This window comes from Cobetia sp. MC34, assembly GCF_018340035.1.
Classification (GTDB): Bacteria; Pseudomonadota; Gammaproteobacteria; order Pseudomonadales; family Halomonadaceae; genus Cobetia; species Cobetia amphilecti.
The window spans coordinates 1-2258 of the sequence record NZ_JADPPY010000078.1 but is presented as its reverse complement, the minus strand read 5'-3'; the positions used below and the strand labels follow the sequence as shown (position 1 = coordinate 2258).

Annotated in this window: 3 protein-coding genes; 2 read left to right on the top strand and 1 reads right to left on the bottom strand. The window is 54.5% G+C overall.

Annotated elements, in window-relative coordinates; translation table 11 throughout:
* The first annotated feature begins 206 nt into the window (after positions 1-206).
* Both IZU87_RS17175 and IZU87_RS17170 read left to right on the top strand, forming a co-directional pair.
* Positions 207-884, top strand: coding sequence for a DsbA family protein (locus IZU87_RS17175; RefSeq protein ID WP_016916431.1), 678 nt, complete (start codon positions 207-209; stop codon positions 882-884).
* Positions 884-1873, top strand: a complete 990-nt coding sequence (locus tag IZU87_RS17170; RefSeq protein ID WP_016916430.1) for a M23 family metallopeptidase — start codon at positions 884-886, stop codon at positions 1871-1873. The genes IZU87_RS17175 and IZU87_RS17170 overlap by 1 nt, the downstream gene beginning before the upstream one ends.
* 183 nt (positions 1874-2056) lie before the next feature.
* Here IZU87_RS17170 and IZU87_RS17165 read toward each other — a convergent pair.
* Positions 2057-2258: transposase domain-containing protein (locus IZU87_RS17165; protein ID WP_213115353.1), on the bottom strand; the 202-nt coding region annotated here is incomplete at its 5' end.

Here is a 2258-nt window from a genome sequence, read left to right as displayed (position 1 = left end):
CGGCGGGAGCAGCTTCTTGAGGATGGCCTCCCGGCGCTCGTCGGAGTACTTCATCGGAACCTCATCACGCCCCATATGGTTCAGAGTCTAACAGCCGCTGATACTCCAACTAGCGTGACAGTGGGGGCGAGCGGCTTACTCCCATAGCGATTGGCTTATTTTTCAACCCTACTTTTCCACCCCATCGTTGAGAAAGAGAGAGAAACATGTTCAAAAAAGCGTCTTTTATATTGGCCGGTACGTTAATGCTGACCGCTGCGATCGTCGCCGTATCGAAACCTGCCCTCTTAGATATGCAAGCTCAGGCAGCAAAGGAGAGCAGTGTCCAGGCAGAGGACTCCTTGGTGCGCTCACACTCCCCCATCTTGGGACGAGAAGACGCGCCGGTGACGATTGTGGAATTCTTCGATCCGGCTTGCGAAGCCTGCCGTGCTTTCTATCCCCTGACAAAAAGTATTCTGGAAACCTACCCAGAAAAAGTGCGGCTCATCGTGCGCTACACTCCTTTCCACGGCGACGTATCTGATAAGGCCATTCGGGTATTAGAAGTTGCTCGTCGTCAGGGCGTCTTTGAACCGGTACTGGAGAGGCTGCTGGCTCGCCAGGATCAATGGGCTTCACATGGCAGTTTTGATGAATCCGCTATCCTCGATATCGCGAGCCAAGGAGGCCTTGATTTAGCGGCTGCCGAAGAGCAACTGACTTCTGCTGAGGTGCAGGCGGTGATTGACCAAGACATGGCGGATGTCAGAGCCAATCAGATTCGCCAAACACCTACCTTTTTTGTCAATGGCGAGCCTTTAGACCCCTTTGGTATGCAAGAGCTGATTGATGCCGTTGAGAGTGAAGTAGCGGAGATCTCTGGGGAAGAGGATGGCCAGTGATGCAGCGCTGGTGGTTACTAGGCTTTGTGGGCTTTTACCCCTTGCTAGCCGAAGCCAATTGGCAAACGCATCTGTCATTGCCTCCGTCTGAACTTAGCCCTGTCAAGTTACAGGCGGCTAGCGAGCAAGAAGGCACATTACCGCTCGATAGCGTTGATACCCTAACCTTTGGGCGTGATGTCGTCATTGATACCACCCTCTACGAGGCCTTGGCAGCAGAAGGTGTCCCAACGCGTTTCGCCACTAAACTGGAAACACTGCTCAGCGAGTTTATCGCAGCGCCGCTGGAGTTTTCTGGCAGTGAACGTATTCAATTAGTGTGGGAGGAAGATCGACGCCAGGACGGCGCCCGTGTTGGGCCACCACGCCTCAGTTATGCCGCTCTGCCTGATCAGGCAGAGCCCTTGGAGGTCATATGGCCGGTCACCCAAAAGGGGGACGTAGCTCTTTTCAAAAGCGACACCCTGCTAGGCACGTTGCGGTTGCCCGTGCTTAGTGCCCGCTTAACGTCTCGCTTTGGGAATCGGCGACATCCTGTGTATGGAGGGATGCGTCCTCATAATGGAATTGACTTGGCTGCGCCGACAGGAACGCCGGTCATTGCCACCGCACCTGGGCGCGTATTCTTTATGGGTCGCCAAGGGGGATATGGGCAGGTGATCGAGGTGGAGCACGACACAGGGGCCATTAGTCGCTACACACACCTTAGCCGATTCTCCCCACAGCTAGTGGTTGGGGATTTAGTCAATGCGGGAGAGTCGCTCGGAGAGGTAGGTTCCTCCGGGGTCGCCACGGGCCCCAACCTGCATTACGAAGTGAGAGTCAATAACCAGCCTGTTGATCCCCTTGGTCAAGGTCAACGCATCATGTTGGGTGAGCAGCCGACTCAAGGTGAATATCAAGCGTCACTTTACGAGGCAAGAGATCGCTTGGAACAAGCTATCGGCACGGCGTCCATTTATGACTTGATCTCGTTTAACGAGCCGTAACCACCCGTGCTTAGCAACGTTGCATGGATTGTTAGTAACGTGAACGTGTGCTTGCCTCGTTATGGAACCCTAGCGCTGTGATCACTCATCTACCACAAGACAGGTAATCGGTATGGAAGAGGTTTCTCTCGTCACAATGGGGGTATTGGGAGTAAGCGTTCGGGCATCACCGCTTGCGAGTGATCACGCAGTATGCTGCCAATGATGGGGCAGAAGTTCGTGCACTTGGCTAGCCTTTTGGGTCGGCAGCCTTTCCAACACATTCTTCAGGTAGGTATAGGGCTCATGGCCGTTCAGCTTGGCACACTGAATGAGGCTCATGATGGTGGCAGCACGCTGGCCACTGCGCAGAGATCCGGCGAACAGCCAGTTTGAACGCCCCAGC

What these genes read in the sequence shown, in the direction of transcription:
- IZU87_RS17175 (WP_016916431.1), top strand. Translation starts at nt 207, where the DNA reads ATGTTCAAAAAAGCGTCTTTTATATTGGCCGGTACGTTAATGCTGACC.
- IZU87_RS17170 (WP_016916430.1), top strand. Translation starts at nt 884, where the DNA reads ATGCAGCGCTGGTGGTTACTAGGCTTTGTGGGCTTTTACCCCTTGCTA.